The 17,106-nt window shown below is 37.5% G+C and carries 20 protein-coding genes; all 20 read left to right on the top strand.

The genetic code is table 11. The features are described from left to right. The first annotated feature begins 18 nt into the window (after positions 1–18). A complete protein-coding gene (locus tag ACWIUJ_RS01615; RefSeq protein WP_454168554.1) occupies positions 19–582 on the top strand; it encodes a L,D-transpeptidase family protein in 564 nt (187 codons plus the stop codon). A gap of 129 nt (positions 583–711) precedes the next feature. Beyond that, entirely contained in the window at positions 712–1,674 is a 963-nt protein-coding gene (locus ACWIUJ_RS01610; RefSeq protein ID WP_454168553.1) for a hypothetical protein, read from the top strand. A 65-nt stretch (positions 1,675–1,739) separates the two neighbouring features. Beyond that, positions 1,740–3,209, top strand: a complete 1,470-nt coding sequence (locus ACWIUJ_RS01605) for a hypothetical protein (RefSeq protein WP_454168551.1) — start codon at positions 1,740–1,742, stop codon at positions 3,207–3,209. Positions 3,210–3,234: 25 nt separating this feature from the next. Beyond that, positions 3,235–4,176 carry a hypothetical protein gene (locus ACWIUJ_RS01600; protein WP_454168550.1) on the top strand — a complete coding sequence of 314 codons (942 nt, stop codon included), beginning with the start codon at positions 3,235–3,237 and terminating at the stop codon, positions 4,174–4,176. Between the two features lie 44 nt (positions 4,177–4,220). Beyond that, positions 4,221–4,457, top strand: a complete 237-nt coding sequence (locus tag ACWIUJ_RS01595) for a hypothetical protein (protein WP_454168548.1) — start codon at positions 4,221–4,223, stop codon at positions 4,455–4,457. Next, positions 4,454–4,714, top strand: a complete 261-nt coding sequence (locus ACWIUJ_RS01590; protein ID WP_454168546.1) for a type II toxin-antitoxin system RelE family toxin — start codon at positions 4,454–4,456, stop codon at positions 4,712–4,714. The genes ACWIUJ_RS01595 and ACWIUJ_RS01590 overlap by 4 nt, the downstream gene beginning before the upstream one ends. A 39-nt stretch (positions 4,715–4,753) precedes the next feature. Next, a complete protein-coding gene (locus ACWIUJ_RS01585) occupies positions 4,754–5,212 on the top strand; it encodes a hypothetical protein (RefSeq protein WP_454168544.1) in 459 nt (152 codons plus the stop codon). 14 nt (positions 5,213–5,226) lie between these two features. Further along, on the top strand, positions 5,227–6,261 hold the full coding sequence (locus ACWIUJ_RS01580; RefSeq protein ID WP_454168542.1) for a hypothetical protein: 1,035 nt from the start codon (positions 5,227–5,229) through the stop codon (positions 6,259–6,261). A 90-nt stretch (positions 6,262–6,351) separates the two neighbouring features. Next, positions 6,352–7,419: a sulfate/molybdate ABC transporter ATP-binding protein gene (locus tag ACWIUJ_RS01575; RefSeq protein WP_454168540.1), complete on the top strand. Its 1,068-nt coding sequence runs from the start codon at positions 6,352–6,354 to the stop codon at positions 7,417–7,419. Further along, complete coding sequence (locus ACWIUJ_RS01570; RefSeq protein WP_454168538.1) at positions 7,409–8,128, top strand: phosphoadenylyl-sulfate reductase; 720 nt, start codon at positions 7,409–7,411, stop codon at positions 8,126–8,128. The genes ACWIUJ_RS01575 and ACWIUJ_RS01570 overlap by 11 nt, the downstream gene beginning before the upstream one ends. Before the next feature lie 349 nt (positions 8,129–8,477). Beyond that, complete coding sequence (locus ACWIUJ_RS01565; RefSeq protein ID WP_454168536.1) at positions 8,478–9,710, top strand: DNA-methyltransferase; 1,233 nt, start codon at positions 8,478–8,480, stop codon at positions 9,708–9,710. Next, the gene (locus ACWIUJ_RS01560; RefSeq protein WP_454168534.1) at positions 9,700–10,566 is read left to right on the top strand and encodes a CfrBI family restriction endonuclease; all 867 of its coding nucleotides are present in this window, start codon (positions 9,700–9,702) and stop codon (positions 10,564–10,566) included. The genes ACWIUJ_RS01565 and ACWIUJ_RS01560 overlap by 11 nt, the downstream gene beginning before the upstream one ends. Before the next feature lie 10 nt (positions 10,567–10,576). Further along, positions 10,577–11,812 (top strand): three-Cys-motif partner protein TcmP, encoded by a 1,236-nt coding sequence (gene tcmP / locus ACWIUJ_RS01555; RefSeq protein ID WP_454168532.1) that lies wholly within the window; start codon positions 10,577–10,579, stop codon positions 11,810–11,812. Beyond that, the gene (locus ACWIUJ_RS01550) at positions 11,813–12,574 is read left to right on the top strand and encodes a DUF5131 family protein (protein ID WP_454168530.1); all 762 of its coding nucleotides are present in this window, start codon (positions 11,813–11,815) and stop codon (positions 12,572–12,574) included. 24 nt (positions 12,575–12,598) lie between these two features. Then, positions 12,599–13,519, top strand: a complete 921-nt coding sequence (locus ACWIUJ_RS01545; RefSeq protein WP_454168528.1) for a DNA adenine methylase — start codon at positions 12,599–12,601, stop codon at positions 13,517–13,519. Between the two features lie 79 nt (positions 13,520–13,598). After that, positions 13,599–13,853 carry a hypothetical protein gene (locus tag ACWIUJ_RS01540; protein ID WP_454168526.1) on the top strand — a complete coding sequence of 85 codons (255 nt, stop codon included), beginning with the start codon at positions 13,599–13,601 and terminating at the stop codon, positions 13,851–13,853. Between the two features lie 30 nt (positions 13,854–13,883). Then, on the top strand, positions 13,884–14,084 hold the full coding sequence (locus ACWIUJ_RS01535) for a DUF6997 domain-containing protein (protein ID WP_454168524.1): 201 nt from the start codon (positions 13,884–13,886) through the stop codon (positions 14,082–14,084). Beyond that, the gene (locus ACWIUJ_RS01530; protein WP_454168522.1) at positions 14,085–15,218 is read left to right on the top strand and encodes a DNA methyltransferase; all 1,134 of its coding nucleotides are present in this window, start codon (positions 14,085–14,087) and stop codon (positions 15,216–15,218) included. It abuts the gene before it with no gap. Between the two features lie 40 nt (positions 15,219–15,258). After that, positions 15,259–15,765, top strand: coding sequence for a hypothetical protein (locus ACWIUJ_RS01525; protein WP_454168520.1), 507 nt, complete (start codon positions 15,259–15,261; stop codon positions 15,763–15,765). A 95-nt stretch (positions 15,766–15,860) separates the two neighbouring features. Continuing rightward, complete coding sequence (locus ACWIUJ_RS01520) at positions 15,861–17,090, top strand: ankyrin repeat domain-containing protein (RefSeq protein WP_454168518.1); 1,230 nt, start codon at positions 15,861–15,863, stop codon at positions 17,088–17,090. Positions 17,091–17,106 lie beyond the last annotated feature (16 nt).

Raw genomic sequence — 17,106 nt, 5'->3', positions numbered from 1 at the left:
AAAATAAAAAAGTTAAGTTTGGTAATTTTAATTGTCGTGGCGGTTGCTGTAGCTTTGTGCGCGGTGGCGATAAACGCGAAAATTTCAAGCATAAATCCTAGCGATTCACATTCGCTAGACTCCGCGCTTAAAGGCAATGCAATCGATTCATTGCTTGTCGAAAAAAGCGCACGGACGCTAAAAGTGTTGGCAAAAGATTCTACAAATGGCGAAATCTATGTCGCCAAAACCTATCATATCGCACTTGGTGGCAATCCACAAGGACACAAAATGCAAGAGGGCGATAGCAAGACACCTGAGGGAGAGTATCTCATCGATAGCAAAAATCCAAAATCGCGCTTTTATCGTAATCTAGGCATTTCTTATCCAAATAGCGCGGATTTAGCACAGGCAAAGGCGCGTGGAGTGAGCGCGGGTGGGGATATAAAGATTCACGGGTTGCCAAATGGGCTTGGATTTTTGGGTAAGGTAAGCCATGTTGCGGGTGATTGGAGTGATGGCTGTATCGCGGTGCTAAATGATGAAATCAAAGAGCTGTATGACAATGTCAAAGTCGGCACAAAGATTATGATTGTGCCATAAATGCGATTTTGGCGAATCGTGCGAATCTGCATTTTAGATTCTCGCGAATCTAACCGCATAGAGTTTTTGCTATAATTCGCGCGTGAATCTAAAATGTGAATCCAAATCAAAATAATGGAGCGATAAAAAATGAAAAAGTTAGTCAAAATGGCAAAAATCATAGCGTTTGTAGTTTTTTTAAGTGGTGTGCAACTCTTTGGCGGTGGATTTGATGGTTGGGTATATGCAGAGTGGAAAGATAAGCTAAAACAAAACACACAAGCACCCATTGAAAACAACGCCGAAAGCAAATTAAAAGAGATAAAGTGCCAAAGCAAAGAGGATTTAGAAGAGGGTTATATTTGCTTTGAAGGCGAAATAGAAGTAAGCGGTATGTTAGTGCGTGAGGAATCGAAGTTTGGTGATATAGCGTATATCGTCTTGGATAAGAATTTTTACTTGCCTGCTCGGTGGTTTGGTAAGCCTAGTTCAGCTGAAGCGGTTTTGCTTACAGCTGATAATACTCTTTTGCCACAACCATTGCAAAAGCGCACTTTTGGTGGCGTAGGCATAATGGCAACAATAAAAATAAAAGATTATAAATATTTGCATAAATATGGACAAATGAATAATGATTTATATACAGAAGCCACGCTTATAGAGGCTACACCCTTTGCAAATGCGGAATATATACAATCTTACATACATAGATATTATGAATGGGAAGGTTGTGTAGATGACAGACACGATTGCTATTATTTGGGCAAATATAATCATTTTAAAGATGATATAGGCAGTGGATTTAGTCTGCTTACAATGCACTACAATTCAAAAGATAGCTTTGTGAATCTGCGCGATAAACCAAATGGCAAGATTATCACCAAAATATACGCCAAAGATATGAAATGTGGCAAAGAAAAAGGCAGGATTTATCTCGTGGATAGAAACGATGAATTGCTAGAGCGACTTATGAGTGGTAAAAAAGAATGGTTAAAGGTGTATTATCTACCTAACATAGAGATTATGAAAGATAGAAATGTTGATTTTGTTGATGTTAGCAAGGCAATTTTTGGCTATATCCACAGCTCACAGCTTAAAATCTCGTGCAAATAAATTGGCTATAATTCGCGCGTGAATCTAAAATGTGAATCGAAATCAAAACAATGGAGCGATAAAAAATGCAAAAATTAAGTTTGGTGTTTTTAGTGGTGGGATTTTTGGCGCAAGTGGCGTTTGGGTATGATGAAGATTTGGCGTTGCCAAATAATTCGTATTATATCCCATATCAAAGCACAGAGATTCACTCAAGCGATTTGCCACATATTGTTAGTGAGAGAGTTGCAAAGAGTTGGGATTATGCGTATCCCGAATCTGAAGTGGCTTTTAGCGACTATGACAAGGCATATAGCTATTGGTGCGATGAAGTCGCTGAAGCTGAAGCTGATTTGCGTAGAAGCAATGAGGGTATAACTAATGAAAGGGTTAAGCAATATACGGCAGGTTCTTTGGCACGATGCAAGGCAGAGCTAAAAGCAATGAAAGAAAACCCCGCAAACCAAAGCTTTTGGCATAGATTTTTGATTGACTGCCCTAAAGATTCAAGTCAAGCAGAATGCAAAAGACGCTTTGAAGCAGCAAAAAATCTCTTTTCGCCCTTTGATAAATCATCTTGTAGTGGTGGCTCTGGTGATAGTGGAGATACTTGCTGTTATTTTGCACCATACACACAAGCTGGATATGTGGTAAGACACTGCTTTTATCGTGTAAATAAGCCCTTGCACATAAAGGGCAAAGTAACTTTATGGAGCGACTCATTCTCTAGCGATGATGGATATTTGGAATTTGAGCCTTATGATAAAAATTTGGACTTTTTAGCCAAAAAGAGAGTGGGATTTTTTGTGATGAATGATAGTGAGGGCTTTTTAAAACATACAAAATTTATCTATGATAATCTGCCAAAATGGTATCAACAAGGTTTAAGCGGTAGTGTTAGCTTTGAGATAGAATTTGATTTTAATTTCGATAAGCGCACAAAGCAAGGCACACGCATACTAGGCAATATGATTGGCGATGTGGGCGAAGACCGCACTTCTATCGTAGATACAAAGGGTTTGGCTATGATAAGGTTGCAAAAATATTATGGTGGAGCTGATAATATCTTTTATGCCAATAATTTTACAATCAATAAAAAAATCAATGAAAATCCCCTTAATCCACAAAAATACGAGAAATATAGCATAAATCTCAAAACAAAAGATAGCTTTGTGAATCTACGCGATGAGCCAAATGGCAAGGTTTTAGCAAAAATCTATAAAAAGGATAAGGATAAATTTGTTTTGGCACATAATCATTGGCAATACACTTGCAATGGCGATAAAAGCGTCAAAATAAATGAGATAGAAGTAGAAAAGTGGAGTTGGCTAATTGATATGAATCTCTCAAAGATAATTGATTGGAAGCAAAAAGATTGGGCTACTAATGAAAGTGAAAAACTTTTAGTCAAACTCAAAAATCTCAAAAACCCCGATAAATGGGTGCGCGTGATATATTTCCAGCCTAATGCTAAAAGCGCAAATGACGCGATTGTGGGCTATATACACAAATCACAGCTTGATGTGGAAGATTATGAGGCAGAGTGTGAGATATGATAAAACTTATAATGGAGTGCAAAAAATGAAAAAGTTAGGTTTGATATTTTTGATAGCGGGGCTTTTGGCACAAGTGGCGTTTGCTTTTCCGCCACATTTTTGCGATGAATGTAAGCCATATTTAAGCAATAAGGGTGTGATGAGTAAAAATACACTCAAACGCATAAATTGCGCTGATAAATTTGCGAATATGGCTTGTTTTAGTGGCGAAGTGGAGCTTACAGGCGTGGTTGTAAGTGCGTATAATAACGAAGAGGAAGAAAATATTTTTGAAACGCGCTTTTACCCTGATAAGAATTTGGATTTGCCGTTTTTGCCTTCTGGTTTTTGCGATGGTGGCGTGTTTGATGAGAAAATGCAAAGATTGGATTGCAATAAGGTTAAAGTCAAATTTGAGCGATTAGATTTTGGTGTGCTTTTAAAAATCGATAGCAAAAAAGTATTTTTACCCAAAGCGATTGCGGATAAGCATTTAGGCGAGAGTAGGATTCGCGCTAAAGTGCGCTTAAAAGATTATAGCTTTTATGGCGAGGGCGAAGCGGGACACGATGCTTATGCCACGCTTATAGAATTTAGCCCACTTGGCGAGATATACGAGCATAACAAAGACAATGGAGAGTTTATATCGCTTAAATACGGCTCAAAAGATAGCGTTGTCAATCTACGCGATAAGCCAAATGGTAATATCATCGCACAAATTAAGCGCGAGGATATGCGCTGTGGAGCGGGAAAAGCTAAAATTTTAGGGGTGGATATTGTGATATTTAATGATACAGGCGATAAAAAGCAAGAGAGTATAGAATTTTTTCATCAAGGGAATTATTCATTTGCAGATTATTCAAGTAGTCAAAAATTACTGCAAAATAAATGGTTAGAAGTCTTTTATCTTCCGCCAAATGCCAAAAAGCCACAAGAGGCAATCTATGGCTATATCCACAGCTCACAGCTAAAATTGTCGTGTAAGTAATTTTGCTATAATGGCGTGTGAATCTAAAAAATAAAGGATAAAAAATGACAATCCAAGTGCAAATCAGCGATAAAAATAAACGCGAGATTATAAGCGCGATTCGCCTGCTAAAAGGTGTGCGTGAAGTGCGCGAATCCGCTGAATCTAAAAGTGAAAAATTACCCCAAAAGCTTCCTGTGGAAACCAAAGCGGACTATAAAGCGTGGAAAAAAGCGCGAAAAGAACTAGAACGCGGGGAAACTTACAGCCTAGAATCTGTCAAAAAAGAGCTTGGGCTATGAGCTATAAAGTAGAGATGAATAAGGAGGTGCGGAAGTTTTTGCACTCACACCCTGAAGTAAGCGCGAAATTTATTTCTGCATTAGAGCAAATCGCGCAAAATCCTTTTGAAAATAGCCTTGACATTAAGCGTTTGCAGGGCGAATCGCACAAATACCGATTACGAATCGGCAAGTATCGCCTTTTGTATGAAATCATACAATCCCAAATCCTAATCTACGCTTACAAGGCGCAATCTCGGGGCGATATTTACAAATAAGATTCACACGAATCGAAATCACAATAATGGAGGGTAAAAATGAAAATGCTATCAGTATTCTTGGTGTGTATTGTTGCGTTATTTGGCGATGAAAGCGCGTTTGAGAAATTCTTTGCAGATGCGCAATTACTTGATGAAAAAAACCTGCGTTGTGATACAAAACCTACTTATGATGAGGAATTAGGGCACAGTTATTTTTATTGTAAGCATATCAAATCACCACAGGGCGCGGAAATGACTATCACAAAAGAAATTTATAAGGCAAAAAGTTTGCACGAAGCATATAAAATCTTTTATGCAGGGATTTCAAAAATGGAGGGACAAAATTGCCTAGCCCCTGCACTACAAACGCGAGATTTTACTTACAAAGACGGCGATTCTTGCGGTAGCACATATAAATGGCTGGGGGATAGTATGCTAGAAATCAAACTTGACACAATCTTACGAGTGCGCTTTATACAAAAAGGCGATGAAGTGTGGCTATATAGCATTCAGTAGCGAAAGGGGCAACAATGAAAAAGTTAGGTTTGATATTTTTGGTGGCGATTTTGGGATTTAGTGCGTGTGGGGATTCAAAGGATTCAAAAGCTGAATCTAGCGCAGATTCAAGCGAATCACAAACAATAGATTCGCAAGATTTACACGAATCTACGGGCAAATCTAGCAAATCTAGCGCGGATTCAAGTGCGAATTTAGATAAATCCGCGCAAAAAGATTCGCCCAAAGATTTCATTGTGGATTGCGATAAGTGCGTGATTCAAGTGATTGCTACTGATGATGAAATAAATAGATTTAAAAAAGAATGGGGAGAAGATGACTTTTATGTAATTGTAGATGACGAAATGTGGTATGCTTATAAATTAGATGAATATCTTTTGGCAAATGGCATAAAAACCGAGTATATTTCACGAGATAAGGTGAATTACACAAAGGTTGTTTTTTCAAACGAAAGCGTAGATATTACAAGACTTGATTCGCTATATAATTTTTATCTATATCAAAAAGGCAAAAAGCCCAAAGAGCTAAAAGATACTGTGGTGTTTGAAGATGAAGTCAATGCGTATTTTGAAATCATAAATCCAAAATATCCACAACAAGAATCTAGCGTGGATTCGGACGAATCTAACAATGAATCCACGCAAGATTCACACGATTTGGCGCAAGATTCAAGCGATTCTAACGCGAATCAAAAGTTAGATTCGCTATGGCAGGGCAGATATGCGTTGTCGCGTGAAGGATATATCGGATGGATTGATATAATGCGCTGTGAGGGCAATTTGTGTGCCTTTGCCTATGAATCTAGCGCAGGGCAAAGCGTATGCAATATTAGTGGCAAAATCCGCCTTGTGGATTCTGCTAATGCGCGGACAACGAGCATTATTAGCGATGGCGAGGATTTTAGCAGGTGTGAGATACAAATCGCCAAAAATGCGCAAGGTATCACTCCAGCAAGAGATAGGGCGATATTTGATTTTGATTGCTATGCAATGTGTGGGGATAACGCAGAATTTGAATGGGGCGATACTTACAAAAAGGATAAAAAATGAAAAAGTTAGTATATTTTGAAATTGCAAATCCAAAGGATTCGCAAGATTCGCGCGAATCTCAATCAAAATAAAATTAAAAGGAAGGTAAAAATGAGCATAGAAATTCGTAATTTAAGCAAACATTTTGAGAGTTTTCACGCGCTCAAAAATATCAATTTGACTTTGCAAGAGGGCAAACTCACCGCGCTTTTAGGACCAAGCGGGAGTGGGAAAACTACGCTACTTCGCATAATCGCAGGGCTTGAATCTGCTGATAGTGGCGAGGTGCGATTTTTTGGCGAGGACATCACAAGCCAAAGCCCCAAAAATCGTGGCATAGGCTTTGTATTTCAGCACTACGCGCTTTTTAAGCATATGAGCGTGTTTGACAATATTGCTTTTGGATTGCGTGTGCGCCCAAAAGCTACTCGCCCAAGCAAAGAAGTGATAAGAGACAAAGTCGCCGAACTGCTAAAAATGGTGCAGTTAGAATCCCTTGCCAAACGCTATCCAAGTGAGTTAAGTGGCGGACAAAAGCAACGCGTGGCGTTAGCTAGGGCTTTGGCAATCGAGCCAAAGGTGCTGTTGCTTGATGAGCCATTTGGTGCGCTTGATGCAAAGGTGCGCGTGGATTTGCGAAAGTGGCTTCGGCGGTTGCACGATGAGATTCACATCACTAGCATTTTTGTAACGCACGACCAAGAGGAAGCCCTAGAAGTAAGCGATGAGATTGTGATAATGAACGCTGGGGCAATCGAGCAAGTCGGCACACCTGAAGCCGTCTATGAGCACCCTGCAAATCCATTCGTATATAGCTTTTTAGGCAATGTCAATCTTTTTAAAGCGCGTATCAAAGAGGGCGTAGTGGTAACGGAGAGCGGAGCAAACGAGGAATCAAATCAGACATTTTTCGTCCGTCCACACGACATTGAGATTTCATTTAGCAAAAAATACGGCTCACACGAGGGCAAAATACTGCATTATCGAATCTTGGGCGATAGGATTATCTTAGAAGTGCAAATCGGCGTAGGCACGGACGCGCAAGTGATAGAAGCACAAATCGACAAGGGGACGCTAAATGAGATTCGCACTAAAAACATTGAGACAATTTATGTGAATTTCTTAAATCTTAAAGCTTATCGAAGCGATGAGCAATCTTGGAGTGAATATGTCATATAATAGCGATATAGCGCGATTGCGCGAGGTTTTGGACGAGGTTTTGGGCGGAGATTCTAGCAAAATTTCTAGCGGTGGATTTGGCGAGGGCAAAATCGCCCTAGCATTTTCGCACCAAATCGAGGATACAATCGCGCTTGATTTGACGCTAAAAGCGGGGATAAATAGGGCGAATTTGGAAGTTTTCACACTTGATACAAAGAAACTTTTTGATGAGAGTTTGGCATATCAAGCGGAGGTAGCGCGATTTTTTGACATTGAGATAAAGGCATTTAGTGCGGAGGATTCGGCAATTTTGGCGTTGGAAAATGAGCTAGGCGAATGGGGAATGCGCGAAAGTATAGAGAAGCGCAAACACTGCTGTGCCGTGCGTAAAATCGAACCACTCAAAGTGGCGTTGAGTGGCAAAGTAGCGTGGATTAGCGGAATCCGCATCGCACAATCCATCACACGCGCCGAAACGAAACTCATAGAAAATGACGCAAACTTCGCACTCAAAAAAATCAATCCGCTTTTTGACTGGGAGGATAGCAAAATGTGGGACTACGCCAAAAGCGCGAATCTCCCCATAAACGCGCTGTATTCGCAGGGATTTAGCAGTATCGGGTGCAATGTCTGCACTCGTGCGATAAAAGAGGGCGAGGACATACGCGCAGGACGCTGGTGGTGGGAAAACCCAGACCACAAAGAATGTGGGTTGCATAGGCGGTAAGGGCTATGGATTTTGGGTGATAATCCCACAAAATAGCGCGATTTACCTAGCAAAATGTGATAAATTATGGAAATTTTGTTTAATTTATTAATTTTAATTGGGGGATTTGTGGCTATTGTCGCAGTTTTGTGGATAGTAAATATGTGGATTGGCGGTTTGGGAGGATTTTTCAAAGATTATAAAAGTTTAAGCAAAAAGACACTTTTTTTGTGGCTTGTGTTTGTCGTAATCTTTAATGTAATATCGCGGTATGTTTTCTAATGTGTGGTTTGTGGTGGCGTGAATCTGAACTTTAAAAGAAAAATAATGTCAAATACGATAAAATACCAAAAAATTACAAGGATACAAGATGACAAACGCGCTTTTTGATTATAGCGATTCTACGCACTCTAGTGCCGAATCTATTTCTTTGGATTTCATAACAACAATCCAAAAGCCAAAAATCACACTAGAATCAATCAAAAAACTTGGATTAGAGCGCAGTGAATCTAACCTTGAAAATTTGCTAAAACTTTTTTATGGGGATTTTGAAATCGAGTTAAAGCGAGAGATTGTCTCATCTATCGGCAGACAAAAAAATAATGACAAAATCTATGAATTTTTAGCCAAAGAAGCGTTTGGTAGCCATTATATGGAAGTTGTGTATCAAATGTTTCGCACGGCGTTATATAAGGCAAAAGATGATGAGCGATTTAAAATTTTGCGTGATAAAATGTTGGCGCATTATAACAACGAAGTTATGCAAAAAATGTTTGAATATTATGAGTTTAGACAAAAACGACAAAACATAAAAACACAAGAAAAACAAATCACAAAGCCATCGCTTTTAATAGGCGATAATAGAGCCACACTTGATAAAATCCACGACAAACAAATTCAACTAATTTTTACCTCTCCGCCGTATTATAACGCAAGAATTTACAGCGACTATAAAAGCTATGAGGAATATTTAAATTCTATGCTTGAAAGTCTAAAACAATGTCATAGAATTTTAGAAGACGGAAGATTTATACTTATCAATGTTTCGCCTGTGATTACCAAAAGAGCGGGAAGAGAATTTGAATCGATTCGTTATCCAATACATTTTGACTTTCATAAAATCTTAATAGAAGCGGGATTTTATTTTATCGATGAAATTATTTGGATAAAGCCCGAGTATTCCGTGCCAAATCGTATAGCGGGATATTTACAAACTAAAAAGCCATTAAGTTATAAGCCAAATTGCATTACGGAAAGCGTTATGGTTTATCGCAAAAATTCGCCTTTTTTACTTGATAAAAATATCAAAGCCCACACAAAAATATGTAACAAAAATATTAAAAATGACGAACAAATCGATTCTACAAATTGTTGGTATATTTCGCCAAAATCGGACAAAAATCACCCCGCGGTTTTTCCCTCAGAACTTTGCGAAAAAGTTTTAAAATATTATTCTTTTGAAAACGATATTGTGTGCGACCCGTTTGCAGGAAGCGGGACATTTGGAAAAGTCGCTATAAAAATGAATAGAATGCCTTTGCTTTGCGAACAAAATAAAGAATACGCAGAAAAATTAAAAAAGAGCGGTTTTTATGAGATTTGATAAAATAGTAATTAAACAAACGATAGATAAACTTATTAGCGGAAAAGATTATAGAGAGGAAGTCATTAACGCTATCAATGTGGAATTTTTAGATTTTACTTTGGAATTTTTTAAGAAAATTTTGAATGCTAAAATGAACGACACAAATATAAATTTAGATTGGTATAAAAAGAATTTTATAAATAATGACGAAATCAAACCCGATGACGCGGCGATTTTTGCGGGAATGAATAAAAAGACGATTAGTAATATTTATGGAAGCGCGACAAAAGAAATTATGATAAATGTCGCAAATAGCAATATTGATTATTTGGAGTCTATTTTAGATTCACTTGGAAACGAAACGCAAAATATAGGAATCAGCATAAAAATTTCTTATAAAAATATTAGCGTTGAATTAAATTTAAATGAGAGTTTGCTTGTTATAAACGCTCTTGCCACAAAGAAAATCGCTTTAAGGGGTGGAGCTTGGAGCAGCATTGGAAAAAGAGTGGAAAAACCTTTAATGTTGGAATTATGTGCTTTATGCGGAGTGCCAAAAGATTTTATAAACGCAGATATTTTTAAGAAAAACGGGGAATTAGATTTTGATAGAGAAGTGGATTTTAAACTTTTCAATATTGATAAAAGCAAAATTTACAGAGTGGAAGTAAAACTAATGGGCAAAGGAAATCCCGAATCCGCGGATGTGGCCATTGCAAGAGATACGAATATATTTATTGCCGACACTTTAAGCACACAAAATAAAAATCAATTAAAATCTCTCAATATAGAATTTTTGGAATTAAAAAATAATAAAAATTCATTAGCGGATTTTAAGAAAATATTAGAGCGATTAGAGATACCGCATAGGTAGGAAATAATCAATGGCTAAAAAAGAAAAGTATATATGGGGTGTAGGTAGTGAATTACCGTTGATTGATGACCATAGTTTAGTTAAGTTAGAAATTATTGAAGAATATTTAGAGGAGTATATTCGACATTTAACTATTTTTCCTTTTACCGCTAGTTTAAAGTTTGCTATTGTTGATGGATTCTCTGGTGGCGGACTATATAAAACCATTGATATGCAAGAGATTTTAGGTAGCCCATTAAGAATTTTAGAAACTATTGAGAGACTTAAAAAAGAGATTGCATTTGAGAGAGAAAATAATAAATACAAGCAAATAAATTTTGATATTGCTGTATATTGTATTGAGAAAAACAAAGAAACTTTTAAATTTTTACAACAAACACTAACACAAAGAAATTTTCATAATTTTGCACAAATTATAAATGGCGAATTTGAAAAAGTTTATACACAAGTTATAGCAGAATTAAAAAACAAAAAATATAAAAAAGCTATATTCTTACTCGACCAATATGGATATTCAGAAGCCAATATACATACCATTAAAAATATTTTATATAGTTTTGAAAATGCAGAAATTATCCTAACTTTTGCGTGCGATAGCCTTATTGACTATCTATCAATCTCAAACAAACCAGCACTTTCAAATTTAGGTTTAGATAATTACGACATTGAATATCTTTTGGATACAAAACAGGATAATGACAACAATAGAAAAATTTTGCAATTTGCTTTATTAAAATCTATAATTGACAAAGTTGGTGCGTGTTATTATACGCCGTTTTTTGTGCGGAGCGAAAAAACACATAGAGCATATTGGCTTTTGCATTTTAGTAATCACCCCATAGCTAGAAACGAAATGGTTAAATTGCACTATAAAAAGCACAATGCTTTCATTCATTATGGTGGAGAGGGACTTGATATGTTTGGCTACTCCACAAAAGATAAAAATCTACTTTTTTCATTTACAGAGGAAGATAGACTAAAGGGCTTAAATCTTATAAAAAATCAGATTTTGGACAAAATAGTGAGTTACGATAATAAAACTTTTGGTAATCTCATACAAAATGAAATAAACTATACTCCCGCTACAATAGAGACCATACAAGAATCTTTGATAGAACAAATATATTATGGTGATATAGAAATATTTGACACAAAAGCAAATGTGGCGGTCAAAAATCATAAATATATTAAATTAGAGCATATTATTAAGATTTCAAAACATAAACAACAAAGGTTTAAATTTTAAATGAAACCCACCAAAATCGAATGGACACAATCAAGCTGGAATCCAACCATAGGCTGCAACAAAGTAAGTAGCGGGTGCAAAAACTGCTATGCCGAAGCTATGGCAAGGCGACTGCAAGCTATCGGCAACCCCGACTATAAAGACGGCTTTGCATTCAAAATGCTCCCCCAACGGCTAGATGAGCCAAAACACAACAAAAAACCCACGCTATATTTTGTAAATTCTATGAGCGATTTATTCCACGAAAAAATGAATTTTGATTTTTTAAACTCTATAATGCGAGTCATCGCAGACACGCCACACCACCAATACCAAATCCTAACCAAACGCCCACAAAGAATGCGCGAATATTTTCTAAAAAACGAGATTCCACCAAATGCGTGGCTAGGCACGACTGTGGAGTCAAATAGAGTGAAATTTCGCATAGATTTATTGCGCGATTTGAATGCGAGTGTGAAATGGCTATCGTGCGAGCCTTTGATAAGCGATTTGGGAGAGCTAGATTTACGCGGAATTGATTGGGTTATCGTGGGTGGTGAGAGCGGGTGTAACGCCCGTCCTATGCAAGAATCGTGGGTGCTAAGTATTAAAAATCAATGCGAAGCACAAAAGGTGGCATTTTTCTTTAAACAATGGGGTGCGTGGGGAAGCGATGGGATAAAACGAAGCAAGAAAGAAAACGGCGCACTATTAGGTGGCAAAATCTACCACAGCTACCCATTAAAACAAATCCCATACGACAAGGATATGAGTTTATGCTAAAATCGCAAATTTTAAAGGACAAATATGACAATTTCTAGCGATAGATTCAAAGCACTATATTCACACCAAAATCCATTTGCCACGATAGTCGCAAAGCCATTTCTCAAATGGGCTGGGGGAAAGGCTGGGCTTTTAGAAAATCTTTTGCCTTTTGTGCCAAAAGATTTTAGTGCGTATTTTGAGCCCTTTGTGGGCGGTGGTGCGCTCTTTTTTGCCTTGCAAAATCAAAGGTTTTTTAGCGCAAATGTCCCACATTTGAAACCCATAAAAAAGGTAGTTTTAAGCGATAAAAATACCGAGTTAATAAACGCGTATAAGGCGATTCAAAGCAACCCAAATGAAGTTTTGTGCGAATTAAAAACATTGCAAGAAAATCACAACAAAGAATCTTTTTATACAATCCGTAACCTTGATAGAAGCACGGATTTTGCAAGTTTGGATTGCGTGTTTCGCGCTGCGCGGTTTATCTACCTTAATAAAACCTGCTTTAATGGGCTATGCAGATACAACGCCAAAGGGCAGTTTAACACGCCAATGGGGAGCTATACAAATCCTAAAATCTATGATGAGGACTTGATTTTAAACGCGCATAATACCTTGCAGGGAGTGGAGATTCTCAATACAGATTTTGCTAGCGCGTGTGAAAGCGCAAAACAAGGCGATTTTGTGTATTTTGACCCGCCATATTTTCCACTTAATAAGACTTCAAGTTTTGTGAGTTATACGGATAATTTTTTGGAAAGCGAACAAATAAGGCTTTGTGAAACATTTAAGATTTTAGAATCTAAGGGCGTGAAAGTCTTGCAAAGCAACTCAAACACAGAATTTATCCGCGAACTTTACAAAGATTTTGAACTCATCGAAATCAAAGCAAGACGCGCAATCAACTGCAAAGGCGACAAAAGGGGCGAGGTAAGTGAGTTGTTAATAAGAAGTTTTTGCTGAAACAATAAAGCATTTTTATGTTTCTTTTAGCATAAATACGATACACTATTCCTTTTATTTTATAATATAAGGAGATATTATGCTCTGCAATAAGCAACATAGACATTATCCACAATTTTTAGATTTAGCACCAGCCCAAAACAATCAAGCGGGTGGCAGACATAAATGCGCAGGTTGTGCGTATGTTGATGGCTTACTAGATGCCCTAAACAATCAACCGACAAAAACTGATTTAAGCCATTTGCCAGAAAGTCAGGCAGGGACGGTTAGACATAAAGATGCTATGCAAGCATATTTGGAAGGTTATACCTATGGTATATATCTAACAAACTGAATATGTGTGGCGACTTATTGAATTTTTGTATTGATTTTTCCTAACATTTTTTCTTTTCGTCAGCTTTACTATCCTATGAGACAATGGAGCATTCACACAAATAAGCAAGTCATCACGCTATTTTTTGAAAAGCGCGGAAGCGAGTTTTTATTATGGGAATTTGGCTTTAGCGATATTTTGAACTACAATAGCATTTTTTGTAAAAATAGCTCGAAATTTAGGATTGTGTGAATGCAACCACCCCTCCCCCTAAACCAAATCCTACACGGCAATAGCTTGGAGTTGTTAAAAACAATCCCAAATGATAGTATTGATTTGATTTTTGCCGACCCGCCGTATTGGATGCGTGTGGATGGAGTGCTTAAACGCCCTGAGGGTAGTGATTTTAATGGTTGCAATGATTTATGGGATAATCAATTTAGCTCAACACAAGATTACAACAATTTTACTCGTGCGTGGCTTACGGAGTGTCGGCGTATCTTAAAACCAAATGGTAGTATTTGGACTATCGGCGCAATGCAGTGCATTTACACGATTGGTGGTATTATGCAGGAATTGGGCTTTTGGTTTATCAATGACATTGTGTGGCACAAAAGCAATCCCACACCAAACTTTATGGGAACACGCTTAAATAACTCCCACGAGACACTTATTTGGGCGACAAAAAGCAAAAAAAGTCGCTACACTTTTCACTACAAAACCGCAAAAGAGTTAAATAGCGACATTGTTGATTTTACCAAAAGCGTGCGAAAACAGCTTGGTTCAGTGTGGAAAATCCCTGTATGTAGTGGGGCAGAGCGACTAAAAAATGAGCGTGGCGAGAAGCTCCATAGCACACAAAAACCCGAAGCCTTGCTGTATAAAATCATCGCTATTAGTAGCAATTTGGGCGACATTGTGTTAGACCCTTTTGGTGGCTCTATGACAACTGCGTCAGTGGCAAAAAGACTTGGGCGAAACTACATAATGTGCGAGCAAAACGAGCAATATATCAATGCAGGGCAAAAGCGCATAGATAGCGTAGTATTTGAAAATAGCGATATTGCAAGGGCAAAGTTTGATGAAAAGCCCTTGCGTGTGAATCTTGTGGATTTGATAGAATGCGGATTGTTGCAAGTGGGCGAGACACTCTATATCAAAGGTAGCGATAAAAGCGCAAACCTTACCGCAAATGGTAGATTAGAATACAATGGCGAGATTTTTGATATTCACTCACTTTGTGCGAAACTTAAAGGCGTTAAGGCAGAGAGGTTAAATGGATTTTTATGGTGGGAAGTGTTGCGCCCTGAATCGAATGGCAAAGATAAAAGAATCTTGCTTGATAACTTGCGTGAATTGTGTAGAAAAAAATATCAGCAACATTAGGCGAGATTCACGCGAATCCAAAACAATACAAAGGATTCAAATGCAAAACATATCATATAAAATTTATAGCATAATTTTTGCTAGTTTGTGTTTTGCCATTGTGATTGTAGGCGCGAGATTCGCACCATTTGAATCAAACCACCATTCCATTATATATGATATTTTGACGATATGTTGCGGATTTGTTAGTGCGGTTATTTTTGTCAGCTATGATAAGAGCTACAAAGGCGCGTGTGGTGCGATTATAATATTTTTGCTATATTTTTTGATTTTCAAAGTGCCATTATATGCTATTTTTAGCGCAATATGTGCTTTTGTGGCGCAATTCTTCATAATGCGCTTCAAAAGTATGAAGATTCAAAAGTTTATTTTTTGTATTGCTACGCTTACACTTTGCATTATGGGCATAGTGGCATATAGCAATGATTATGCAAAGTTGATTTTTCTTGTAGAGTTTGTGCTTTGGTGGCATATATGTTGGAGCGTTGCATTATTTGTAATGTTTAAAATTGCTAGATTTTGTGGCGTGTTTGGTGATTATGAATGAGAATAGATTGACAGGATTTGCGCGAATCTAAAACGCACAAATCTTTCGCTACAATCACACTTTTTAAAATTTAAATTTTAAACGGAGTGTGAGAAATGCAAAATGTAGGTAAAATTTTAGGATTAGCCATAGTGGCGATTTTTAGCTCACAAGTGGCATTCGCCGAGCCAAATATTTTCACAGAAAAAGAAATACAAATGTTATCTAATAAGAATGAGCAAGAAGTATTGCGCTATGCAGAATCGCGTTTTATAGATTTACTCAAAGATTGCAATAAATTTAACGAGGGCTATCGTGGCGATAAGACGGACTATCAAGCACTCTTTGATGCCGTGATTTCGCGCAATTACAAAAAAACACAAAAGCTACTTCACTCTAAACTTGCGCCCAAATACGCCAAAGCATTCTGCCAACCTATGTCGTGCAGACAATGCGCCTTTTATGATGGGATTTTTCACGGGTTTTTTGGGCAGGCTTACACACCATTAGGCATTGCGATTTTTTATAACGACATTAAAATGGCAGAGCTACTTATTGAAAATAAAAAAGCGCAAGGACAAAATGCACAAGAGATTTTTAATAACGACATTATGATTAAAGCAGTGGAATTTGGCGATGAAGCAATGTTTAGGTTTCTTTTGTCTCAGGGAATGAGTCCAAACGCGCTAGATAGAGAATTTTCCCCACTGTGGCGTGTGGCATATTTGGGGCGCAGAGATTTGGTTATGATTTTGCTTCAAAATGGCGCAGAGATTGACTTTGTGGATTATTATAATAACCACACCGCGCTTAGTATCGCTGTGAGCCATAAACATTATGACATTGCAAAGTTGCTGATAAAGCAAGGCGCAAATGTCAATGGCGTCCTAAATGGGGATAGAAAAAGTAAGCCACCGCTTTTTGAAGCGGTAAAAAATGGCGATAAAAATATGGCTGCATTTTTGCTAAAAAATGGTGCAAATATCAATGCTACAAATGATTCTAGGAAGAGTGTGCTAATGCAAAGTTGGGATGTTGAAATAAATGAGTGGCTCATAAAACAAGGTGCAAATGTGAATCTAAAAGATAATGAGGGCAATACTGCGCTTATAAGAGCAGTGATAGATAATTGTGAGGTTTCTGCTTATGATAAGGAATTGTATGAGGAAATTGGCGTGGAGAATGTAGGGCGATATGATATTGCAAGATTGTTTATCAAAAAAGGCGCAAATCCAAACGCTCAAAACAACAAGAAAAAAAGCGCAATCTCAATCACCAAAGAATGCGAGGATAAAAAAATGCTCCAAATCCTAAATGGCAAAAATCTCAAATATGAATTTCGCTAAAATTGCGCTTTTAAAG

This window comes from Helicobacter sp. 23-1046, from assembly GCF_053654635.1.
This window is presented reverse-complemented; position numbering and strand designations above follow the sequence as displayed.

Excerpts from the sequence above, each read along its gene's own strand:
- ACWIUJ_RS01560 (WP_454168534.1), top strand. The coding sequence starts at position 9,700 with ATGAGATTTGATAAAATAGTAATTAAACAAACGATAGATAAACTTATT.
- ACWIUJ_RS01550 (WP_454168530.1), top strand. The coding sequence starts at position 11,813 with ATGAAACCCACCAAAATCGAATGGACACAATCAAGCTGGAATCCAACC.
- ACWIUJ_RS01545 (WP_454168528.1), top strand. The coding sequence starts at position 12,599 with ATGACAATTTCTAGCGATAGATTCAAAGCACTATATTCACACCAAAAT.
- ACWIUJ_RS01580 (WP_454168542.1), top strand. The coding sequence starts at position 5,227 with ATGAAAAAGTTAGGTTTGATATTTTTGGTGGCGATTTTGGGATTTAGT.
- ACWIUJ_RS01520 (WP_454168518.1), top strand. The coding sequence starts at position 15,861 with ATGCAAAATGTAGGTAAAATTTTAGGATTAGCCATAGTGGCGATTTTT.
- ACWIUJ_RS01570 (WP_454168538.1), top strand. The coding sequence starts at position 7,409 with ATGTCATATAATAGCGATATAGCGCGATTGCGCGAGGTTTTGGACGAG.
- tcmP (WP_454168532.1), top strand. The coding sequence starts at position 10,577 with ATGGCTAAAAAAGAAAAGTATATATGGGGTGTAGGTAGTGAATTACCG.
- ACWIUJ_RS01590 (WP_454168546.1), top strand. The coding sequence starts at position 4,454 with ATGAGCTATAAAGTAGAGATGAATAAGGAGGTGCGGAAGTTTTTGCAC.
- ACWIUJ_RS01540 (WP_454168526.1), top strand. The coding sequence starts at position 13,599 with ATGCTCTGCAATAAGCAACATAGACATTATCCACAATTTTTAGATTTA.
- ACWIUJ_RS01525 (WP_454168520.1), top strand. The coding sequence starts at position 15,259 with ATGCAAAACATATCATATAAAATTTATAGCATAATTTTTGCTAGTTTG.
- ACWIUJ_RS01575 (WP_454168540.1), top strand. The coding sequence starts at position 6,352 with ATGAGCATAGAAATTCGTAATTTAAGCAAACATTTTGAGAGTTTTCAC.
- ACWIUJ_RS01610 (WP_454168553.1), top strand. The coding sequence starts at position 712 with ATGAAAAAGTTAGTCAAAATGGCAAAAATCATAGCGTTTGTAGTTTTT.
- ACWIUJ_RS01595 (WP_454168548.1), top strand. The coding sequence starts at position 4,221 with ATGACAATCCAAGTGCAAATCAGCGATAAAAATAAACGCGAGATTATA.
- ACWIUJ_RS01605 (WP_454168551.1), top strand. The coding sequence starts at position 1,740 with ATGCAAAAATTAAGTTTGGTGTTTTTAGTGGTGGGATTTTTGGCGCAA.
- ACWIUJ_RS01565 (WP_454168536.1), top strand. The coding sequence starts at position 8,478 with ATGACAAACGCGCTTTTTGATTATAGCGATTCTACGCACTCTAGTGCC.
- ACWIUJ_RS01600 (WP_454168550.1), top strand. The coding sequence starts at position 3,235 with ATGAAAAAGTTAGGTTTGATATTTTTGATAGCGGGGCTTTTGGCACAA.
- ACWIUJ_RS01585 (WP_454168544.1), top strand. The coding sequence starts at position 4,754 with ATGAAAATGCTATCAGTATTCTTGGTGTGTATTGTTGCGTTATTTGGC.
- ACWIUJ_RS01530 (WP_454168522.1), top strand. The coding sequence starts at position 14,085 with ATGCAACCACCCCTCCCCCTAAACCAAATCCTACACGGCAATAGCTTG.